We start from the raw sequence: 20,641 nt of genomic DNA on the forward strand, positions 1-20,641 counted from the left end.
TCGCGAGTCGCTGAAGCAGCGTCGCGGCATAACGCCCCACTCGGCTCGGGCCATCCGGACCGGCCACTGGTCGACGCGCCGCATTCGGCCGGGTGGGGTCGGTCATCGTCTACGTAGTAGCCGGAATCGCTTCCGGCGCTGGTCGCGCAGGACGAGCTGCGCGGCGCTGCGCCCGCTCGCGCCGGAAACACCGCCGCCGGGATGGGTCGATGCGCCGGTCAGGTACAGCCCCGGAGCGTCCGGCACCCGTTGCCCCGAGAGTTCGGGCAGTGGTCGCCACAGCATCATGTGATCCAGCGACATTTCGACGTGCATCACATTGCCGCCGCGCAGGCCCATCTCGCGCTCGAGGTCGACCGGTGTCTGCACATGGCGTCGCAGCACCGAGTCGGCGAAACCCGGTGCGTAGGAATCGACTTCGGCGACGATACGGTCGGCCTCGTGATCGGCGTGCTGGGCCCAGTCGGTGCCGTCGGCAAGGTGGTAAGGGTGCCATTGGGCCCACAGCGAAAGCTGGTGTTCCCCGGGGGCGGCAATGGTCGGGTCGAGGGCGCTGAAGCTCATCGCGAGCACGACGGGGCGAGGTGGCAGGTCGCCGGCCAGCGCGGCGCCGTGCGCCCGCCGCAGCTGTCGCCGATCGGACACGAGCAATTGCAGGCCGTGCGCGGACTCTTCGGTCGAGCTGCCGGGATAGGCCGGCAGCGATCGGGTCGCCAGCCGCACCACCATCCCGATGCCGGGCCCGACCCGGATGCGGCGCTGCCAGTCGTCGAGCACGGCGGGGTCGTAGCCGCCCTCGCGCAGCAGGTCCAGGGTGGTCAGCACATGGGTGCCCGCGATCACGGTGTCCGCGTGCAGGTTTCGACCGGATGCGGTGCGCACGCGCCAGCCGCCGCCGGTGCGTTCCAGTGCGGTGACCGCATCGCCCGCAGACACCGCGCCGCCGTCGGCCCGCAAGCGCGCGACGAGCGCGGCGGACAGCGCACCACTACCGCCGACGGCGCGTCCGGGCGGCACGGTGTGCATCAGCGCGGCGAAGCCGACCATGGGCGCGGTGCCAGGCTCCGACATGGGCGGACCCGACTGCGCGCCGAACCAGGCCAGCGATGCTTTCAGCCGTTCGTCGTCGAAGTAACTGTCCAGCAGGGCATCCCCGGTCTGGAGAAACTCCCGCGATAGCGCACTGCCGCCCGCGCGTGCGTCGAGCCCCCAGAACGAGCGCAGTAACCGGCCCGGTGTGGGGGAGCCACCGAACGCGCGCATGACCCGTGCGCTGCGGGGCCCCCAGACCTCCACGAAATGTCGATAGGCGGCCGCGTCGCGCGCACCGCAGGCCGTCGCGATCGAGGCGCAGGTTCGATCGAGATCGCGATGGAACACAATCGGTGCGCCGCCGTCCGGACCTGACGGTGTGAACCCCCACGGGTCGCAATCGATGTACCGCAGCCCGAATCCGGCAAGTTCGAGTTCCTCGATGATCCCGGTGTGGCGCACCATGATGTGCGCGGAGGACCCGCGGTCGACCAGATGGCCAGGAAAGCGCTCGACGGTCGACACCGCGCCACCGAGCACCTCGTCGCGCTCGAGTACCTCGACCCGGTGGCCGGCGCGGGCCAGGTAACAGGCCGCGACGAGCGCGTTGTGTCCCGACCCGACCACCACAACCGTCACGTGACCCTCACCGATACTCCCCGCTCGCCGCGCATTCTCACAGCGGCAGCCGTCGTCCGAGGATGGCGAAGGGCCTGGTGTCGCCCGCGAAGACGAAGTTCCTGACCACGTCGGTGAACCCCTGCCTGCGATACAGCCGCCACGCCCGGTTGCTCTCCTGCTCGACCTCTGGGGTGGACAGCAGGACCGCCCGTTCGGGCCGATCCTGCAATAGCCGGGCGAGCAGGGTCGCGCCGATGCCGCGGCCCTGCGCGGTCGGGTGCACGTGTAGCTCGGTGAGCTCGAAATAGTCCGAGAGTAGTTCGCGCGCAGAGTGTTCCGGCCAGCCCGAGCGTCGCATGCCGCTGTGCACCTGCTGGTGCCACCACTGGTGTGCGGCGCCACGGTAGCCGTAGGCGATCGCGACGATCGGCGACGAGCGTAGGTCGATGTGCCCGGAGTCGTCGGGTACGACGGCGGCGACCGCCTGCCAGCCGGAACGGGTGGTGTGCTCGGTCCACATCGGCGCGCGGTGCTGCTCGGTGCCGCGCGGGTAATCCATCGCTGCGACATACACGGCCAGCGCATCGTGGAGCCGGGAACGCAGTGCCGTGACCGAGAGGTCGACGACGACGGGTGCGGGGGTGTGGTTGGGCTTGACGGCAGTCATGGCTCTCGTCGGCCGCGTTGGCGCGGAAGTTTGTCGGTGGGTGTCTCTATATTCAATCCTAATTCAAACGTTCGAATACCTGTTCGATCTGCGCGGTGCTGGGAAGTCGGCTCCCGTGCTCACGATGGGCCAGGTGGGCGATGGTGGAGGGACGGCTGATGTCTGGTCGGATCGAACATGCGGGACAACCCGGTCGGGCGGGAAAACTGCTGAAGAAGGCCGACGGCCTACTGATGCAGGCGGCGGGCGAGGAGGATCCGCGGGAGCGATTCCGGACCGCGTACCTCGCGGCATTGCGTGGCGCGGGCGCGGTGCTCGCGTTCACGGGTGCTGACGCGGCGCCGCGGGCGCGGTCACGCAGCGCCTGGGTACTGCTGCCACGCGCGGCCCCCGAATTCGTGATGTGGGCGGACTACTTCAGTGCCCGCTCGGAGACGCGCGCCGCGCTGGAGGCGGGACTCGATCGTGATGTCGACGACCAGCAGGCCGACGAGTTCTATTCGCGGGTAGGCGCATTCCTGCACGACGTGGAAGATCTCATCGGCGCGAGGGCTCGTTTGCGTCCGGCGCCGGGCTGGAACAACGGCATGACCGCATAGTCGTCGGCGCGTCGCCGGCTGCCGTGTGTGGCCCTGCGCGCGCCGCAATTTGGCGACAGACTCGGCTGGCTGGGCCCATTAGGTGGTACGGCATTGATCGAACTCGTATCATTGGTGACAGATAGCCGCCAAGGTCGGCTGTCTGTCGCCTACCCGGAGGCGACAGCCAAGTCCTAGTGCCGGGGGAGGTACCGTGCCACTCTCCGAGCACGAGCAGCGCATGCTCGAACAGATCGAGAGCGCTCTCTATGCTGAGGATCCGAAGTTCGCCTCGTCCGTCCGCGGCGGACGTCTTCGCTCGACCTCGAGTCGTCGCAGACTCCAGGCCGCAGCTTTGTTCGTCCTTGGTCTGTTTCTACTCGTCGCGGGCATTGCCGCTCCGGTAAAGCTCGGCGACTTCCCGATCATCAGCCTGATCGGATTCATTGTCATGTTCGCCGCAGGCGTGCTGCTACTGCTCGGCAGTTCGAAGGGCATTGCCAAGGGCGACCGGTCGGGCGAAGCCCAATCCGGTGGCGCGAGCGGCGGATCGAGCGGACGTGGGCGCCAGCGCAAGTCCGGCGGTTTCTCCGAGCGCATGGAGGATCGATTCCGGCGACGGTTCGAGCAGGAGTAGCTCGGGCTTAGCCGACATCTCACAACACAGACGGCGACGCCGCACCGACTCGGTGCGGCGTCGCCGTCTTGTGTGCGAAACGCCGAACGGTCAGATGATCTTCGGTCCGGTTTTGTCCGATCCCCCACATCACCCCACGAAGATCCCCCACCACGCCCCGATCATCCTCTGAATAGCCTGATACCAGGGCGTTTGCTGGTTGTTGTCGGGCGGCCATTCAGCTGGGCGGCACGTGTCGGCGAGCACCCGAAAAGTTCTCCGCCGCGGTGATAGCTGGGGTGACCTGCGCAATCGCTGAGGCGGGGAGCCAGATCACCCCGCGTTTCGATTGAAAGTGGGGGAAAGTGGGGTAATGTGGAGCGCGCACTACAGGAAAGTCGTACATCCGAGGTGATCGTGCTCCCCACCCAGGTGGGGTTGATCCGGGAGGTATCGAGTTGTTTCTCGGTACGTACACACCTCGGCTGGACGACAAGGGGCGACTCACGTTGCCTGCAAAGTTTCGAGACGATCTGGCGGGAGGGTTGATGGTCACGAAGGGTCAGGACCACAGCCTTGCCGTGTATCCCAAGGAAGAGTTCACCGCGCTCGCACGTCGAGCCGCGGCGGCGTCTCGGAGCAACCCGCAGGCTCGCGCATTCGTCCGCGCGCTGGCAGCCGGAACCGACGAGCAACGGCCGGATGCCCAAGGCCGGATTGTGTTGTCGGCCGACCATCGTCGTTACGCAAACCTGGACAAGGAATGTGTCGTGATCGGATCGGTCGACTTCCTGGAGATATGGGATAAGCAGGCGTGGGATTCCTACCTCGCCGAGCACGAGGAGGACTACGCGGAAGCGAGAGACGAGTCGCTGGGCGGAATCTTCTAACCGAGCGAACGAGTGCCACGCGGCCTCTGCCCGGACGTGGACCCTGACGTACTTCCCCGACGCCAGGTGCCGTGTTTCGGACAGAGACCACGCGGCATTCGTATTTCGTAAGCAGCTGTCTATCAAGGCGACCCGTGCGATGGTCGGACTTTTCCGCCCATGCGCTCCAAGTAGTGCAGGACGACGCGAGGCAAATCCCGGGAGGTCGAGGTGAACCGTGAACAGCACGGTCCCCGTCATGTTCCGGTTCTGTTGAGGCGAGCTGACGAACTGCTCGGACCTGCGCTGGGCGAGCCCGGCGCTGTCTATGTAGACGCCACTCTCGGACTCGGCGGACATGCCGAGCACTTCCTGCGCACCTATCCGCAGATCCGGCTGGTCGGACTCGATCGTGACACCTCGGCGCTGGCGCTGGCCGCTGCGCGACTACGTCCGTTCGAGGACCGAATCACCTTGGTGCACACGCGATATGACGGTATCGCCGACGCGCTGCAAGAGGCCGGGCTCGCGAGCACCGGCTCGGTGAGCGCGATCCTGATGGACCTCGGCGTTTCCTCGATGCAGCTGGACGAGGCCGATCGTGGCTTCGCCTATTCCGTCGACGCTCCGCTGGACATGCGAATGGATCCGACCACCGGCATCACCGCCGCCGATGTGCTCAACACCTACAGCCACGGCGACCTGGCTCGGGTGCTGAAAACCTATGGGGAGGAACGTTTCGCGGGCCGGATAGCGTCGGAGGTGGTGCGGCGGCGTCAGCAGAAACCGTTCACCACGAGCGCCGAACTCGTCGAGGTGCTCTACGCCTCGATCCCGGCCGCGACCAGGCGGACCGGCGGGCATCCCGCCAAACGGACCTTCCAGGCGTTGCGGGTGGAGGTCAACCACGAGCTCGATTCGCTGCGGGCCGCGCTGCCCGCGGCACTGGATTCGCTGCGGGTCGGCGGACGGATCGTGGTGATGTCCTATCAGTCGCTCGAGGACAAGGTCGTCAAGCAGGAGCTCACGCCGCGCACGACATCGCGCAGCCCGATCGACCTACCGGTCGAATTGCCCGGTATGGGGCCAGAATTCAGGCTGTTGACCCGGGGTGCCGAGAAGGCGACCGAGCAGGAGATCGAGGAGAACCCGCGCGCGGCGCCGGTACGGATGCGTGCGGCGGAGAGAATCCAGGAGGGGAATTCATGAGTGTTCGGGCGCGGGCCGTCGAGGCGCCGGGTCGGGTCGCCCGCCGGGTTCAGGCTGCCGAGCGGGTCAAATCCGGTGCGGCGCAACGTGCTTACACTCGCCGTCGACTGCGTGCCGAACATCTCAACGACACGTCTGACCTGCCGACTCGGCGGGTTTCCGAGATGGCGGCCCGAATTCCGTTCGTGGCGGCCATTATTGCGCTGCTGGGCTGTGGTCTCGCCGGTACGTTGTTGTTGACCACGAGGGCGGCCGAGGGCAGCTATCAGCTCGGTGACGCCAGGCAGATCAACAGGAAGCTCTCCGAAGAGCGGGCCGCACTGCAGCGTGAGGTGGAGGCCGCCGACTCGGCGCCCGCCCTGGCGGCACGGGCTCGTGAGTTCGGCATGATCCCCGCCAAGGATCCGGCCCGTATCGTCGTCGGCCCGGACGGTGCGGTGACGGTGATCGGCAAACCGACTCCGGCGCAGGGGCCCCCGGTGCCACCGTTGAATACCCCGCCGGCGCCGCTGGCCTCGCAGCCGGGACATGTGCTGGCACAGGGTGAACGGGTGGTGCCGGTCTCGACCCCCCGGCAGCCGACTGTGCCGGGGCAGCCGAATACCGAGCAGGCCAATGGCGCCCAGGCACGTACCTCCAGCCCGAGCCCGACATCAACCAGCCTGCCGCCCAGCCCTGCCGGCGCGGGCCCGGCGCGCGTCGCGACACCGCCGACGACACAGCAGGCCACGCCGCCCGTGTCCGTGGCGCCCGCCGATGTGTCCCAACCGGAGTCACCCCTGCCGCAGCCCGAATCTGCGCAGCCACAGCCGGAAGCGCCGCAGGCCGGCGGAGCCCAGCCACCAGCCACTGCGCCGCAGGATCAGACCGCCTCCGACGGCGGCTCCCGTTGACGCAGGCCAGGCCCGCGGCACAGCGACGCGGGCCTAAACCGTCCGGCGCTCCGAGACCGCGGACCGCCACAGCGGCCACCATGGAGCGGCCATTGCGGCTGCGCCTCGGTGTCGGCCGGATCGTGATGCTGATTGCGCTGGCGGTCGTCGCTATCCAATTACTCTGGGTGCAGAGCATTTCCGCGCCCGGCCTGTCCGCGCAAGCAGCCAGTCAGCGCATCACCCACGAGCCCGAATACGCCACCCGCGGCCCGATCACTGATCGCAACGGTAAGTTGCTCGCCTTTACCACCCCTGCCAAAGCGCTGACTTTCCAACCGGTTCAGGTTCGTAAAGACCTCGAGGCGGCCCGCTCGAAGAGCGACAAGGCTCCTGATCCGGAGGAACGGCTCAAAGCCATCGCCAAGACCATTCACGAAAAGCTCGGCAAGCAGGCACCATCGGAGACGGTACTGCTGAACAAGTTGAAGAGCGACGAGGAGTTCGTGTACCTGGCTCGTGACGTCGACGCGCGGATCGCCTCCGAGATCAGGTTGCAGTACCGGGAGGTGGGTGCCGATGCTCAGCCGCTGCGGAAGTATCCGGGTGGTTCGCTGGCGGCCAACGTGATCGGCTCCACCGGCTGGGACGGGCATGGTCTCATCGGGCTCGAGTCCTCGATGGACTCGGTGCTGGCCGGTACCGACGGCTCGCAAACCTACGATCGCGGCTCCGACGGCGCTGTCATTCCTGGTAGCTGGCGGGATAAGCAGCCCGTGGTGAACGGCAACGGTGTCGAACTGACCCTGGATTCGGATCTGCAGTACTACGTGCAGCAACAGGTCCAGCAGGCCCGTGAAGTGTCCGGCGCACAGAGCGCGTCCGCGGTGGTGCTGGATGCCAGGAGCGGTCAAGTCATGGCCATGGCCAACGACAGCACCTTCAATCCGGAACTCGGCCCACAGAGCTGGGATTCGGCCACCACCAAGAACCCGTCGGTGTCCGACGTGTTCGAGCCGGGATCGGTCAACAAGATCGTCACCGCAGCCGCGTCGATCGAATACGGGCTGACGAACCCGGATGAGGTGCACCAGGTTCCTGGCTCGATCTCCATGGGTGGAGTCGTCGTCAACGATGCATGGGTACACGGCGTGGCGCCCTACACCACCACTGGAATCTTCGGGCGATCCTCGAATGTGGGGACGCTGATGCTGGCGCAGCGGGTCGGTGAGGAACGGTATGCCGACATGTTGAAACGTTTCGGGCTCGCGCAGCGCACCGGTGTCGGGCTCCCCGGCGAGAGCCCCGGTGTCGTGCCCGCGCGCGACCAGTGGTCCGGTTCCACCTTCGCCAACCTGCCCATCGGACAGGGCCTTTCGATGACGACGCTGCAGATGACCGGCATGTATCAGGCCATCGCCAACGACGGTGTCCGCATCCCGCCGCGCATCGTGAAGGCCGAGATCGCGCCGGACGGCACCCGCACCGAGGAACCCCAGCCGGATGGCGTGCGCGTGGTGAGCCCGCAGACCGCCGCGACCCTGCGAACCATGTTCCAGTCGGTCGTCCAGCGCGACCGTGTGGACGGCAACCAGACCGGGACGGGCGCGCCGGCAGCCATCGAGGGCTACCAGATCGCCGGTAAGACGGGCACCGCCCAGAGGATCGACCCCGGCTGCAAGTGCTACTCCACCTCTAGTTACTGGATCACCTTCGCGGGCATCGCGCCGGCCGACAACCCCCGCTACGTAGTCGGTCTCATGCTCGACGCGCCCGTTCGTAGTTCGGACGGCAGTGGCGGGGGCTCTGTTGCCCCGCTGTTTCACAACATCGCCTCCTGGGCACTGCAGCGCGACCGCATTCCGCCGTCCCCGGATCCGCAGAAGCGATTCGTGCTGCAGGCTGGGTGACCCGGCTGTCCACTACGGCTCGACGACCGAGGGAGAGCGTCGGCCGACAGTTCATGGAGGCGTTCGCGCCCCTTCGAATCCTCGGAGAATGGATGAAAGGGTGGCGCAATCGCGCGGACACAGGTGCTCTGTTCCCGCTGTTCATCGCCTGTGCGTTGGTTACAGACCTATCGACCACTGCGGCCGCGTTGTTGAATTCCGATCGGAATCCCAATACTGACGTGGTTTCCTTATCAGGTTGTGGACATGGGGAGCAGTCAGGCGGGGTACCGTGAAAAGAATTGTCGCCGCTATGTCGATCGTCGCTGTATCGGTGATCGGATCGGGCGGAATGGGCGCTGTAAATGCGAACCTCTGAATTTATTGTGGGGTAGGAGCGCACCCGCTGGCGCAGGGGGGTTACCAAACGAGTCGCGGTTTGCTGTGGTGTACCGAGCCTCGCGGATGACGGGCTGTTGCAACCCTGGGGAATGCACCCTGTATTCGGTGCGATCCTCGTCGTTCCTGCCACCGGATCGCTCGGCCGCGTGTTACTTCGGAAGCCATTCGGCAGGCTGTAGTTTTCTTTTCCTGTTTGTAGCATTATCCGTACTGGAATGTTTTCTCGGTGAGAGTAAGTCGGAGATTTGAGCTGGAACGATGAGTGCTACCCGTGTTCGACGGGCCTGTTCCTCTTTCGTTCGGTGTTGTGTTGGTCGCGGGAAGTTATTACGGAATCAGCACAGCGGCAACTTCTGTCGACATCTTGTGTGGCTCGGGTGGTCACATGCCGACATGCCATCGGACGGATCTGCCGAAGTGTGCTGCGTTGAATAATCCTCCGCAGAATCCGCAGGGACCCCTGTAGATGGGTCGAACCTGCGCACGGACTACCGGCTGAGGCGGTGTGGCGTAGTCGGAATGAAGGAATCGCCCCGTTGATCGTCGGTGTCCGTCCGCATTGCCTGCGGACGGACACAGCTGTGTTCCGCTCATATGGCGCCGCGTCGATTGCCGCCCCTGTCGTGCGCCCCACCAGGAGGGTCGCACTGCGACGAAGTGCCGGCAGCCAAGCGAAATCGGCCGCGTCGGTTACCGGTTGTGTGCCGTGGGCAGCGTGGCGGAGCCCGCGGATGGGGTGCCGGGGTCGTAGGGTTCGAGGGCGGTGTCTCGATGCTGCGGTGGGGCTGCCTGGCCGTGCCGGGAGCCGTCACCGGTAACCTGACACGTCGATCACCGCCCCCGAGAGGAGCCTGGTTTCTGTGCAGTCTGGTCAACCGCGCGCGTTGCGGCCCGAGTGCCCACCGGCGTCATTGTTGACGACTCTGGCTAACTCGGTCGCCGCGGAGTTACGCGGTGCACCGACTGCGCGTGAGGTGTCGATCACCGGCATCGAGCAGCGCTCGAACGCTGTGCTGCCGGGAGACCTGTTCGCTGCGCTGCCTGGTGCGCAAGCGCACGGAGCGCGATTCGCCCGCGATGCCGTCGAGCGCGGTGCGGTCGCGGTGTTCACCGACGCAGCGGGCGCGGAACTCGCGGGTGAGATCGGCGTACCGGTACTGGTGCGCGAACAGCCGCGCGCGGTGCTCGGCGAGTTGTCGGCCGCTATCTACGGCAACCCCTCGCAGCGGCTGCGCATCATCGGCATTACCGGTACCTCCGGCAAGACCACGACGTCCTATCTCGTGGAGGCCGGGCTCGCCGCCGCGGGCTGGTCCACCGCGCTGATCGGCACGATCGAGACCAGGATCGGTGGCCGCCGGGTGCCGAGCGCGCTGACCACCCCCGAAGCGCCGCAGCTGCATGCGATGTTCGCGCTGATGGTCGAGCAGGGCGTGGATGCGGTCGTGATGGAGGTCTCCAGCCACGCACTCGCGCTGGGTCGGGTCGACGGCGTGCGCTTCGCGGTGGGGGCCTTCACCAACCTGTCGCAGGACCACCTGGACTTCCACGCCGACTTCGAGGATTACTTCGCCGCCAAGCGGCGACTGTTCGAACCGGATTCGCCGGTCGCCGCGCGCACCGCGGTCGTTTGCGTCGATAGTGAGTGGGGCAGGCGGCTCGCCGCCGACATCGACGCCCCGATCACCGTGGCCACGGTCGAGGGGATCGTGGCGACGAACAGCACCTGGCATCTGACCGGTCCGGTGGTGGCACATGGCGGCGAGCAAGAATTCACCGCTGCCGGTCCCGGTGCGAATGTCGATGTGCGCCTGCGTCTTCCAGGGAGCTACAACGTCGCGAACGGACTGCTTGCGGTCGCGGTGTGCGCGGCCGCCGGTGTCGATCCCGCGATCGCTGGCCCCGCGCTGGCCACCGTCGACGTGCCGGGCCGGATGCAGCGGGTCGACCGGGGTCAGGATTTCCTCGCCATCGTCGACTACGCGCATAAGCCCGCCGCGTTGGAGTCGGTGATCGCGACCCTGCGCGGGCACCTCGCGGCCGACAATCCCGAAGCTCCCGGCAGGCTGGCCGTTGTCGTCGGCGCCGGTGGTGACCGAGATGCGGGCAAGCGGTCACTGATGGGCGCGGCGGGAGCACACGGCGCCGACCTGCTGATTATTACCGATGACAATCCGCGCTCGGAGGACCCGGCGGCCATTCGGGCGGCGCTGAGGGTGGGTGCACTGGCGATTGCGGCCGGCGAACGTGGGGAGGTGCGTGAGATCGGCGACCGTGCCGAGGCGATCGCCGCAGCCGTAGACTGGGCCCGCGCCGGTGACGTGGTGCTGATCGCGGGTAAGGGGCACGAGACAGGCCAGGAGATCCTGGGCGTCAAGCATCGCTTCGATGACCGTGACGTGCTCGCGGAGGCATTGGAGGACCGCGCCGGGCACCTGCGGGAGTCGAGTGTCAGCGAGGCGAAGGGATGACCGAGCCGATCGAGTGCCCGGTTGCTCGACGCGCGTCGGGGCCGGGCGTCAGCGAGGCGCAGGTATGAGTCGAACAGCCCACGCAGACAACGACTTCGGGCCTGGTGGAGCTGGACGAGAACGAGACGCCCGCAACGGCGCAACACAACATTTCCAGTCGGCACAGCGAAGTCCGCACGGTACGGACGCGGAGGACTTGACGGTTTCATGATCGAGATGACACTGCGGGAGATCGCGGACGTCGTCGGCGGCACGCTGCACGACGTCCCCGACCCGGAGGTGACGGTGACGGGTTCGGTCGAATTCGATTCGCGCCGAATCGGTTCCGGAGATCTGTTCCTGGCCCTGCCCGGCGAGCGCGCCGACGGTCACGATTTCGCCGCAGCGGCGGTCGCCGCGGGCGCGGTCGCGGTCCTGGCCGCTCGGCCGGTCGGGGCGCCCGCCATCGTGGTGACGCCCACCGCGGGCGCGGTGCCTGCGACTTCGGTTGCGCTGGAGCATGATTCGGACGGCTCGGGCGCCGCGGTGTTGGCCGCGTTGGCCACGCTGGCGCGGGTCAGCGTCGAACGACTCTCCGCGACAGGCCCGCAGGAAGTAGCGGAGCGTGACCACGCCGGGCCCCGCGAGGGCCGTCGATCCAATACTGCGACAGGTGGACTCACGGTCGTCGGGGTGACCGGTTCCTCGGGCAAGACCTCGACCAAGGACCTGCTCGCCGCCGTGCTCGCTCCGCTCGGCTCGGTGGTGGCTCCGCCGGGATCGTTCAACAATGAGCTCGGTCATCCGTGGACCGCGCTACGGGCCGACGCCGACACCCGATTCCTGGTGTTGGAGCTGTCCGCCCGCGGCCCCGGCCATATCGCCGCTCTCGCGAAGGTCGCGCCACCACGGATCGGCGTCGTACTCAATGTCGGCACCGCCCACCTCGGCGAATTCGGCAGTCGCGAGGCGATCGCCGCGACGAAGGGCGAATTGGTGGAGGCGCTGCCGACCACTGGACTCGCCGTGCTCAATGCCGATGATCAGCAAGTCGCCGCAATGGCACACCGCACGACCGCACGCGTGGTCACCGTCGGGCAGGCCGAGCGTGCTGACATCCGAGCCACCGATATCCGGCTCGACGACCAAGCGCGGGCAGCCTTCACGCTGCACACCCCGTCCGGCAGCGTCCCGATACAACTGGCCGTGCACGGCGAACATCAGGTCGGCAATGCCCTTTCCGCTGCGGCGGTAGCCCTGGAATGCGGCGCCGATCTCGACACCATCGCGCGAGCACTCTCCGGCGCTCATGCCGCATCGGCCCGTCGAATGGATGTGCGGACCACCGCCGACGGCGTCACCGTGGTCAACGATTCCTACAACGCCAACCCCGATTCGGTGCGGGCCGCGCTCAAGGCGCTTGTCACCATGTCGCGCGCGGGTGGTACCGCACGGCGCAGTTGGGCAGTGCTCGGCGAAATGGGTGAACTCGGCGAGGAGTCGGTGATCGAGCACGACCGGATCGGACGTTTGGCGGTACGTCTCGATGTCGACCGGCTGATCGTGGTCGGGACCGGAAGGCCGTCCCGGGCGATGCACCAGGGAGCGGTGATGGAAGGCTCATGGGGCGAGGAGTCGATCATCGTTCCCGATATCGGCTCGGCCATCGCACTGCTCGACGAGGAAGTCGAGGCGGGCGATGTGGTGCTGGTCAAGGCATCGAAGTCGGTCGGCCTGTGGGAGGTCGCCGAGTACCTGACCGGTACGGAGCGTGCGCGGGGTCACGCGGGTGGGACCAGGGCGGGATCTGACACGGAGGCAGCAGGATGAGGCAGATTCTATTCGCGGCGGGCATCGCGCTAGCGGTGTCGATCCTGCTGACGCCGCTGCTGATTCGGACCTTCGCCAAACAGGGGTTCGGCCAGGAGATCCGGGTCGACGGTCCGGCCAGCCACCAGGCCAAGCGCGGCACCCCGACCATGGGCGGTGTCGCCATCCTGATCGGCCTGTGGGCCGGCTACCTCGGCTCGCATCTGATCGGCATCGGCTACGACGCGGAGGGCCCGACCGCATCGGGTCTGCTGGTACTCGGCCTGACCACCGCACTCGGCCTCGTCGGCTTCCTCGACGACTTCATCAAGCTGCGCAAGCAGCGCAATCTCGGTCTGACCGCCGCGGGTAAGTACCTCGGTCAGCTGGCCGCCGCGGTGATCTTCGGTGTCCTCGCCCTGCAGTTCCGCGGCGCGAACGGGCTCACCCCGGCGAGCAGGCACCTGTCCTATGTCCGTGACATCACCACGGTGTCGATGGGCGCGATCATTTTCTTGGCGTTCGTCTGCATCATCGTGGTCGCGTGGTCCAACGCGGTGAACCTCACCGACGGGCTGGACGGTCTCGCCGCAGGCTCGATGAGCCTGGTACTCGGCGGTTACGTGGTCATCTCGTTCTGGCAGTACTACCACGCCTGCGCGATCAAACCGGAAGCCGGCTGCTACAACGTGCGCGACCCGCTGGACCTGGCTTTGGTCTGCGCCGCGGGTGCTGCCGCATGTGTCGGGTTCCTCTGGTGGAACGCGGCGCCCGCCAAGATCTTCATGGGTGACACCGGTTCGCTCGCTCTCGGCGGCATGTTGGCGGGCTTGTCCATCACCACCAGGACCGAGCTGCTCATGGTCGTCATCGGTGCGCTGTTCGTGGCGGAGGCGGCCTCGGTGGTGCTGCAGGTGGCGGTGTACCGCACTACGCGCAACCGGTTGTTCAAGATGGCGCCCTTCCATCATCACTTCGAGCTGAGCAAATGGGCCGAAACTACGGTGATCATCCGATTCTGGTTGCTGGCGGCGATCGCTTCCGCGGTCGGACTCGGATTGTTCTATAGCGAATATCTCTCCGCGGTCGGGTGAACTAGCGATGGTCGAACATTCTCCGAGGGCCCTGCGAACGCCGGGGCCCATGCTCGAATTCCTGCGTGGCCGTGATGTTCTCGTGGCAGGCTGGGGTGTCTCCGGACGCTCGCTGATCGAGCCGCTACGCGATATCGGCGCCCGGCCGGTGGTGACCGACGGCGGCGCATCGGCGCTCGCCGAGGCGGCCGGTCTCGGCCTCGACATCGCGACCTGCACCGAACTGGAGTCCGCGGACTGGAGCCGCTTCGCGCTGGTCATTACCAGCCCGGGTTGGCGGCCGGACTCGCCGGTACTGGCCGCGGCCGTGACCGAGGGCACCCCGGTGTGGGGCGACGTCGAATTCGCCTGGTGGGTCGATCAGGCCAGGATCTACGGCCCGGTCCGTAAGTGGCTGGTGGTGACCGGAACCAACGGCAAGACCACTACCACCTCGATGGTGCATTCGATCCTGCGCGCGGCGGGCATCGCCAGTGTGGCGTGCGGCAATATCGGGCTGCCGATCCTGGATGCGCTGCGGCGCAACCCTGGTCCGCAGGTGCTCGCGGTCGAACTGTCCTCCTTCCAGTTGCACTGGGCGCCTTCGGTACGGCCGGAGGCAGGCGTGGTTCTGAATGTGGCGGAGGATCACCTGGATTGGCACGGTGGCCTCGACGCATACGCTGCCGCGAAGGCACGCGCGCTGGTGGGGCGGATCGGTGTGGTCGGACTCGACGATCCGGTCGCCGCCTCGCTCGCGCGCCGCGCGAAGGCCCGTCGTGTCATCGGTTTCCGGATCGGCGTCCCCGCCGACGGTGAGCTCGGCGTGGTCGACGGCAAGTTGCTCGATCGAGCCTTCACCAAGGCCGCGATCCTGGCCGAAGTCGGCGACATCAGCCCGCCGGGACCCGCGGGCATCGCCGATGCACTGGCCGCGTCGGCGCTGACACGGGCCATCGATGTCGCACCGCAGTTCGTACGCGAGGGGCTGATCGAGCACAAGGTCGGTCCGCATCGCGCGGCCTTCGTGCGCGAATTGGATGGCGTCGAGTTCATCGACGATTCCAAGGCCACCAACCCGCATGCCGCGCGGTCCTCGGTCCTCGCTCACGCACAGGTGATCTGGCTCGCCGGTGGGCAATTGAAGGGCGCAGCAGTCGATGATCTCGTCGAAGAGGTCGCCGACCGATTGGTTGCCGCTGTGCTGTTCGGGGTCGACGCGCCGATAATCGCGACCGCGTTGGCGCGACACGCGCCCGAGGTCCCGGTCGTCGAGGTGCGCGCGGGAGACGATGCAGGAATGGGTAGAACCGAGCAGGCCGACGCCGTCATGGCCGAGGCCGTGCGCGCGGCGGCCGGGTTCGCCCGTCACGGCGATACCGTGCTGTTGGCTCCGGCCGCGGCCTCGCTGGACATGTTCGCCGACTACTCCCACCGCGGGCGCAGCTTCGCTGCGGCAGTGCACGCGCTGGAAGACGGTGATCTGGGAACCGCTCGAGCCGGAGACTTCCGGTGATCTCCGATGAAGTCGGCGTGACCCTATGAGTAGGCCCGGGAAGTCTGCTCCGGCAGGTAGTGCGGGGAAGGTGAGCGGGCCGTCGGCATCGGCGCGATGGCTGGGCACGCGCGCCGGTTCATGGCTGGCGCGGCCGCTGGCGTCGTTCCATCTGGTTGTCACAATCGCGATGCTGCTGACGACCCTCGGCCTGGTGATGGTCCTCTCGGCGTCTGGGGTCGTGGAGTATGCGGTAGGCGGCTCGGCGTATTCCTTGTTCAACCAGCAGGCGCTGTTCGCAGTGTTCGGCGCCGTGCTGTTCTACATCGCGTTGCGAATCCCGTTGCGTCTGATGAGGCAAGCGTCGTTCCCGATATTTGCGCTGTCGGTGCTCGCGCTGGCGCTGGTGTTGATTCCCGGCATCGGTACCAGCGTGCAGGGCGCGCGACGCTGGTTGATGGTCGGTCCGATATCGGTACAGCCGTCGGAGATCGTGAAGGTCACGTTGATCGTGTGGGGCGCGCATCTGCTTGCTTCCCGACGGTCCGATCAGGCGAGCCTCAAAGACATTTTGGTGCCCCTTGTCCCGGCGGGCTTGCTGGTCTGCCTGTTGATTGTCGTGCAGCCGAATCTGAGCACTACGGTCGCGGTAGGACTCGTCCTCGGCTCGCTGTTGTGGTACGGAGGATTGCCGGTTCGGCTCTTTGTGACCATCGCGATCTCGGGGGTGATCGCGGCGGGCGTTCTCGCGATGTCCGCCGGCTATCGATCGAATCGGGTTCGGTCCTTCTTCAACCCCGGCTCCGACACACAGGGCGATAACTATCAAGCACGGCAGGCGCTGTACTCGCTTGCCGATGGCGGCATCTGGGGTCGGGGACTGGGACAGAGCCGAGCCAAGTGGAGTTACCTGCCGAATGCCCACAATGACTTCATCTTCGCAATCATCGGCGAGGAACTCGGCTTTCTCGGCTGCGGCCTGGTGCTCGCCCTACTTGCCCTCTTCGTCTATACCGGCATCCGAATCGCCAGCCGGTCCGCGGATCCGTTCTTGCGGTTGCTGACTGCGTCCGCGACAACGTGGATCGCCGGACAGGCCCTGATCAACATCGGTTATGTGGTCGGCTTGCTTCCGGTTACCGGACTACAGCTGCCCCTCGTTTCGGCCGGCGGCTCGTCGCTGGCGATCACTCTGTTGATGTTCGGCCTGATCGCCAACGCCGCGCGGCATGAACCCGAGGCGATCGCCGCACTGCACGCTGGACAGGACGGCCGGTTCAGCAGGTTGCTGCGGCTGCCGAAGCCGGAGGTGTATTCGCCCGCGAGGGCGGACGCGGCCCGAGCGCGCTCGGCCGCGGCCAAGGCCAGGTCCGCAGAGAAGGCCCGTGCCGATCGGGCACGTCAGGCGCTGCCGCCCGCCCGGCGTCCGCAGCCCGGCTCCGATTCCGGTAGACGTCGTGCTCCGGAGCGCCGGGGTACGAGTTCGCTGCGGGCGACACGGGCTTGGGAACCGAATTATCCGGTGAATCATGCGAGAGATCGGGGAAGATCCAGGTGAGTGACGTGCGGCCCGCGAGCCGACCGCTGTCGGTTGTCGTAGCTGGTGGTGGCACCGCGGGACATATCGAGCCGGCACTCGCCGTCGCCGATGCGCTCAAACGCCTCGACGATTCGATCCGGGTGACCGCCCTGGGCACCGAACGCGGACTGGAAACTCGCCTCGTACCCGAGCGCGGCTATCCGCTCGAGCTGATCCCCCCGGTGCCGTTGCCGCGCAAGCCGACCGCCGATCTGCTGCGGCTGCCCGGCCGTGTCCGTGCCTCGGTGGCCAGGACGAGGGCGATCATCGATGCGGTCGACGCCGATGTGATCGTCGGTTTCGGCGGCTACGTCGCGTTGCCCGCCTACCTGGCCGCGGGCAAGGGGGTGCTGCGGCGTCGGCGTGCCGTGCCGGTGGTGGTGCACGAGGCGAATGCGAAAGCAGGCATTGCCAATAAGGTCGGCGCCCGCCGCGCGGACCGCGTGCTCGCCGCGGTGCCCGATTCGGGGCTCGCGCATGCCGAGGTCGTCGGTATCCCGGTGCGCGGCTCCATTACGTCGCTGGACCGCGCGGCTTTGCAGGCCGAGGCGCGCGCGCACTTCGGCCTGCCCGTCGCGGGCCCGGTGCTGCTGGTGTTCGGCGGCTCGCAGGGCGCGCGAACACTGAACGAAGCGGTCTCCGCCGCCGCGCCGCAACTGGCCGCGGCAGGTATCTCGGTGCTGCACGCGCACGGCCCGAAGAACACGCTCGATGTCGCCGACTCGGGTGAGGACCGATCGCGGTATGTCGCCGTGCCGTATCTTTCCCGCATGGACCTGGCCTATGCCGCCGCGGACGCGGTCGTCTGCCGGTCCGGCGCGATGACCGTCGCCGAGGTGTCGGCGGTCGGTCTGCCCGCGTTCTATGTGCCGCTGCCACACGGCAACGGCGAGCAGGAGCTCAACGCCAGGCCGGTCGTCGGCCAAGGCGGTGGCAGAATTGTGGCCGATTCCGAACTGACCCCGAAATATGTGATCGAAGAGGTGATCCCACTGCTGACCGACCCCGCACGTCTGATCGAGATGAGCCTGTCCGCCGCAGGCGCCGGACACCGTGATGCCGCGGATGAAGTCGCGCGGATCGTCGTGCAGGTGTCGGGCCGATGAGTGAAGCGAGCGTCAATCAGGTGCAAGCCGCCGCGGTGGACGCGCGGTCGGCGCTGCCGCCGGAACTCGAGCGGGTGCACATGGTCGGCATCGGCGGTGCGGGCATGTCCGGCATAGCGCGCATTCTGCTTGCGCGCGGCGGTGCGGTGTCCGGCTCGGACGCCAAGGAGAGTCGCGGCGTGCTCGCGCTGCGTGCTCGTGGTGCGCAAGTGCGCATCGGCCACGACGGTAGCGCGCTCGACCTGCTGCCCGGTGGCCCGACCGCGGTGGTCACCACATATGCCGCCATCCCGAAGACCAATCCCGAACTGGTCGAGGCGAATCGTCGCGGCATCCCCGTGCTGCTGCGTCCCACCGTGCTGGCCTCGCTCATGCAGGGGCATCGCACGCTGCTGGTTTCCGGCACACACGGTAAAACGTCCACCACGTCGATGCTGATCGTGGCCCTGCAGCACTGCGGGTTCGATCCGTCCTTCGCCGTCGGTGGTGAACTCAACGAGGCGGGCACCAACGCCCACCACGGCACCGGTGAGATCTTCGTCGCCGAGGCCGACGAGAGCGACGGCTCGCTGCTGCAATACGACCCGCACGTCGCAGTGGTCACCAATATCGAATCCGATCACCTGGATTTCTTCGGCTCGGACGAGGCCTATGTGCAGGTCTTCGACGATTTCGCCGATCGGCTCTCCGCGGGCGGCCTGCTGGTGGTGTGCTTGGACGATCCCGGCTCGCTGGCGCTGGCCGAACGCGTCGGCCCCCGGCTCGCGGAGAAGAACATTCGGGTGCTCGGCTACGGTTCGGGCGAGCTGTCCGACGCGCCGGTGCCGGTCGGGGTACGTCTGCACAGCTGGGAGCCGCGCGATGTCGGCGGTGTCGTCCAGTTCCAGCTCGCCGATGAGCCCGCGCCGCGCACCCTGCGACTCTCGGTGCCCGGCAGGCATATGGCCCTCAACGCGCTCGCCGCGCTGCTCGCGGCCCGCGCCGCCGGCGCAGACGTGGCCGAAATCGTCCAGGGACTCGAGGGTTTCGGCGGGGTACACCGCCGGTTCCAGTTTTCGGGACGGGAAAACGGCGTCCGCGTCTTCGACGACTACGCCCACCATCCGACCGAGGTGCGCGCGGTACTCGGCGCCGCCGCGGAGTTGGTCCAGCAGGAAGCCCGCGATGGCGCCCGTTCCAGGCAGGGCCGGGTCATCGTGGTGTTCCAGCCGCACCTTTACAGCCGCACCGCCACTTTCGCCGATGACTTCGGCGCCGCGCTGAGCCTGGCCGACGAGGTGGTCGTGCTCGATGTCTATGGTGCGCGAGAGAAGCCGCTGCCCGGGGTGAACGGTGCGCTTGTCGCGCAGTCGGTCACCAAACCCGTGCACTACCAACCGGATATGTCGCGGGTCGGCCGTCAGGTCGCGGCGCTCGCGTTGCCGGGCGATGTGGTGATCACCATGGGTGCGGGTGATGTGACGATGCTCGGCAGCCAAATTCTCGACGGGCTGCGAGCTCGTCCACAGTACGGGCGGTGAGCCGCGATGCCGTGGCGACGAATCCGGCTGTGGGGATCGCTCGGTGTGTGCGTACTCGTCGCTCTCGGTGTCCTGGCCTGGTTCACACCGGCGCTCTCGGTGCGCACCGTCCGGATCGACGGATTGGTTGCGGTGCCCGAATTGCAGGTGCGCGAGCAGTTGGAGATCCCGTCGGGTCGTTCGATGCTGCGTATCGATACGACATCGGTGGCGGCGCGGGTAGCCGGCATCCCGAAGGTGCACACGGTTCGGGTGCAGCGGGTATTTCCGTCGACGGTCAAGGTCACGGTGGAGGAACGCACCCCGGTGTTGTTCTTCGACAGCCCGCAGGGCGCGCATCTGATGGACGCCGAAAGCGTCGAATTCGCAATCGAGCCCGCCCCGATCGGTGTGCCGAAACTGCTCACCAGGCATCCCGGCAGCGACGATCCCGTCACCCGGGCCGCGGTGTCGGTGATGGTCGCGCTGCCGCCCGCGCTGAATGTTCAGGTGGACGAGGTTGTCGCGCGGTCGATTTCGGATATTTCGTTGAATCTTCAGGATGGCCGCACGGTACTGTGGGGCGGGACGAACGACGCCCAACGCAAAGCGGCCGTGGTTTTGCCGCTGCTCACCAGGGACGGCACGGTCTACGACGTTTCGAGTCCGAATCTCGTCACGGTAAGGTGATCGACACCCATTGCGCCCGGGGAATTTTCGGTGGACCGCTCCGCTTTCGGAGGTGGTCACCGAGACGGGGCGCCGGGGCAACCGTCCACGATACTGTGTGTTGTGCGGCGAGACGAGAGGGATCACACAAGATTCTCCTCACTCGTTTCGGCGCGCCTGCGCACGGATCGCGGCGGCGGCGAATA

16 protein-coding genes are annotated in these 20,641 nt (G+C 67.1%); 14 read left to right on the forward strand and 2 right to left on the reverse strand.

Going from position 1 to position 20,641, the window contains the following annotated elements; genetic code table 11:
- Positions 1–102: 102 nt before the first annotated feature.
- Positions 103–1,671 carry an NAD(P)/FAD-dependent oxidoreductase gene (locus tag AB0M74_RS29170; RefSeq protein ID WP_366529496.1) on the reverse strand — a complete coding sequence of 523 codons (1,569 nt, stop codon included), beginning with the start codon at positions 1,669–1,671 and terminating at the stop codon, positions 103–105.
- Positions 1,672–1,708: 37 nt separating this feature from the next.
- Positions 1,709–2,320: a GNAT family N-acetyltransferase gene (locus AB0M74_RS29175; RefSeq protein WP_366529497.1), complete on the reverse strand. Its 612-nt coding sequence runs from the start codon at positions 2,318–2,320 to the stop codon at positions 1,709–1,711.
- A 158-nt stretch (positions 2,321–2,478) separates the two neighbouring features.
- On the opposite strand from AB0M74_RS29175, the gene AB0M74_RS29180 reads away from it, so the two are divergent.
- The 14 genes from AB0M74_RS29180 to AB0M74_RS29245 all read left to right on the forward strand — a co-directional run bounded on the left by AB0M74_RS29180 (position 2,479) and on the right by AB0M74_RS29245 (position 20,456).
- On the forward strand, positions 2,479–2,919 hold the full coding sequence (locus AB0M74_RS29180) for an SAV_6107 family HEPN domain-containing protein (protein WP_366529498.1): 441 nt from the start codon (positions 2,479–2,481) through the stop codon (positions 2,917–2,919).
- A gap of 193 nt (positions 2,920–3,112) precedes the next feature.
- Complete coding sequence (locus tag AB0M74_RS29185) at positions 3,113–3,535, forward strand: DUF3040 domain-containing protein (protein WP_366529499.1); 423 nt, start codon at positions 3,113–3,115, stop codon at positions 3,533–3,535.
- A 437-nt stretch (positions 3,536–3,972) separates the two neighbouring features.
- Positions 3,973–4,404 carry a division/cell wall cluster transcriptional repressor MraZ gene (gene mraZ, locus AB0M74_RS29190; RefSeq protein WP_328411392.1) on the forward strand — a complete coding sequence of 144 codons (432 nt, stop codon included), beginning with the start codon at positions 3,973–3,975 and terminating at the stop codon, positions 4,402–4,404.
- 210 nt (positions 4,405–4,614) lie between these two features.
- Positions 4,615–5,592 carry a 16S rRNA (cytosine(1402)-N(4))-methyltransferase RsmH gene (gene rsmH / locus AB0M74_RS29195; RefSeq protein WP_366529500.1) on the forward strand — a complete coding sequence of 326 codons (978 nt, stop codon included), beginning with the start codon at positions 4,615–4,617 and terminating at the stop codon, positions 5,590–5,592.
- The gene (locus tag AB0M74_RS29200) at positions 5,589–6,485 is read left to right on the forward strand and encodes a hypothetical protein (protein WP_366529501.1); all 897 of its coding nucleotides are present in this window, start codon (positions 5,589–5,591) and stop codon (positions 6,483–6,485) included. The genes rsmH and AB0M74_RS29200 overlap by 4 nt, the downstream gene beginning before the upstream one ends.
- Before the next feature lie 80 nt (positions 6,486–6,565).
- A complete protein-coding gene (locus AB0M74_RS29205) occupies positions 6,566–8,374 on the forward strand; it encodes a penicillin-binding protein 2 (RefSeq protein ID WP_366529502.1) in 1,809 nt (602 codons plus the stop codon).
- A gap of 1,295 nt (positions 8,375–9,669) precedes the next feature.
- Positions 9,670–11,226 carry a UDP-N-acetylmuramoyl-L-alanyl-D-glutamate--2,6-diaminopimelate ligase gene (locus tag AB0M74_RS29210; RefSeq protein WP_366529503.1) on the forward strand — a complete coding sequence of 519 codons (1,557 nt, stop codon included), beginning with the start codon at positions 9,670–9,672 and terminating at the stop codon, positions 11,224–11,226.
- 207 nt (positions 11,227–11,433) lie between these two features.
- Positions 11,434–13,035, forward strand: a complete 1,602-nt coding sequence (murF, locus tag AB0M74_RS29215; protein ID WP_366529504.1) for a UDP-N-acetylmuramoyl-tripeptide--D-alanyl-D-alanine ligase — start codon at positions 11,434–11,436, stop codon at positions 13,033–13,035.
- Positions 13,032–14,108, forward strand: a complete 1,077-nt coding sequence (mraY, locus tag AB0M74_RS29220; protein WP_366529505.1) for a phospho-N-acetylmuramoyl-pentapeptide-transferase — start codon at positions 13,032–13,034, stop codon at positions 14,106–14,108. The genes murF and mraY overlap by 4 nt, the downstream gene beginning before the upstream one ends.
- A 49-nt stretch (positions 14,109–14,157) precedes the next feature.
- The gene (murD, locus tag AB0M74_RS29225; protein WP_366529544.1) at positions 14,158–15,603 is read left to right on the forward strand and encodes a UDP-N-acetylmuramoyl-L-alanine--D-glutamate ligase; all 1,446 of its coding nucleotides are present in this window, start codon (positions 14,158–14,160) and stop codon (positions 15,601–15,603) included.
- Between the two features lie 25 nt (positions 15,604–15,628).
- Complete coding sequence (gene ftsW, locus AB0M74_RS29230; protein WP_366529506.1) at positions 15,629–17,140, forward strand: putative lipid II flippase FtsW; 1,512 nt, start codon at positions 15,629–15,631, stop codon at positions 17,138–17,140.
- Positions 17,137–18,267: an undecaprenyldiphospho-muramoylpentapeptide beta-N-acetylglucosaminyltransferase gene (murG, locus tag AB0M74_RS29235; RefSeq protein WP_366529507.1), complete on the forward strand. Its 1,131-nt coding sequence runs from the start codon at positions 17,137–17,139 to the stop codon at positions 18,265–18,267. The genes ftsW and murG overlap by 4 nt, the downstream gene beginning before the upstream one ends.
- Complete coding sequence (gene murC, locus AB0M74_RS29240; RefSeq protein WP_366529508.1) at positions 18,264–19,787, forward strand: UDP-N-acetylmuramate--L-alanine ligase; 1,524 nt, start codon at positions 18,264–18,266, stop codon at positions 19,785–19,787. The genes murG and murC overlap by 4 nt, the downstream gene beginning before the upstream one ends.
- Before the next feature lie 6 nt (positions 19,788–19,793).
- Entirely contained in the window at positions 19,794–20,456 is a 663-nt protein-coding gene (locus tag AB0M74_RS29245; RefSeq protein WP_366529509.1) for an FtsQ-type POTRA domain-containing protein, read from the forward strand.
- Positions 20,457–20,641 lie beyond the last annotated feature (185 nt).

The sequence above is a fragment of the Nocardia sp. NPDC051463 genome, assembly GCF_040681975.1.
Classification (GTDB): domain Bacteria; phylum Actinomycetota; class Actinomycetes; order Mycobacteriales; family Mycobacteriaceae; genus Nocardia.

Excerpts from the sequence above, each read along its gene's own strand:
- AB0M74_RS29175 (WP_366529497.1), bottom strand. The coding sequence starts at position 2,320 with ATGACTGCCGTCAAGCCCAACCACACCCCCGCACCCGTCGTCGTCGAC.
- AB0M74_RS29180 (WP_366529498.1), top strand. The coding sequence starts at position 2,479 with ATGTCTGGTCGGATCGAACATGCGGGACAACCCGGTCGGGCGGGAAAA.
- AB0M74_RS29200 (WP_366529501.1), top strand. The coding sequence starts at position 5,589 with ATGAGTGTTCGGGCGCGGGCCGTCGAGGCGCCGGGTCGGGTCGCCCGC.
- AB0M74_RS29205 (WP_366529502.1), top strand. The coding sequence starts at position 6,566 with ATGGAGCGGCCATTGCGGCTGCGCCTCGGTGTCGGCCGGATCGTGATG.
- murF (WP_366529504.1), top strand. The coding sequence starts at position 11,434 with ATGATCGAGATGACACTGCGGGAGATCGCGGACGTCGTCGGCGGCACG.
- mraY (WP_366529505.1), top strand. The coding sequence starts at position 13,032 with ATGAGGCAGATTCTATTCGCGGCGGGCATCGCGCTAGCGGTGTCGATC.
- murD (WP_366529544.1), top strand. The coding sequence starts at position 14,158 with ATGCTCGAATTCCTGCGTGGCCGTGATGTTCTCGTGGCAGGCTGGGGT.
- ftsW (WP_366529506.1), top strand. The coding sequence starts at position 15,629 with ATGAGTAGGCCCGGGAAGTCTGCTCCGGCAGGTAGTGCGGGGAAGGTG.
- murC (WP_366529508.1), top strand. The coding sequence starts at position 18,264 with ATGAGTGAAGCGAGCGTCAATCAGGTGCAAGCCGCCGCGGTGGACGCG.
- AB0M74_RS29245 (WP_366529509.1), top strand. The coding sequence starts at position 19,794 with ATGCCGTGGCGACGAATCCGGCTGTGGGGATCGCTCGGTGTGTGCGTA.